This is a genomic window from Comamonas sp. CMM02, from assembly GCF_014851485.1.
In the GTDB taxonomy this organism is placed as follows: domain Bacteria; phylum Pseudomonadota; class Gammaproteobacteria; order Burkholderiales; family Burkholderiaceae_C; genus Comamonas; species Comamonas avium.
Genome location: NZ_JACUZW010000022.1, coordinates 1 through 255, shown reverse-complemented (window position 1 = coordinate 255; position 255 = coordinate 1). Strand labels below are relative to the sequence as shown.

Annotated in this window: 1 pseudogene; it reads right to left on the bottom strand. The window is 56.1% G+C overall.

The features are described 5' to 3' along the window. Positions 1–255: pseudogene (gene tuf, locus IB213_RS17950) on the bottom strand (elongation factor Tu); the annotation flags it as partial.

The following is a 255-nucleotide window of genomic DNA, read 5'->3' as shown; positions in this document are numbered from 1 at the left end:
CAGTGCAGATGGTCTTGACAGTGTCCTTGATACCGACGATTTCGATTTCTTCGCCGACCTTGATGATGCCGCGCTCGATACGGCCTGTCACCACGGTACCGCGACCGGAGATCGAGAACACGTCTTCTACAGGCATTGCAAAGGCACCGTCCACAGCACGCTCAGGTGTTGGGATGTAGGTATCCAGAGCTTCAGCCAGCTTCAAGATAGCAGGCTCACCCTTGTCGGACTGGTCACCTTCCAGGGCCAGCTTAG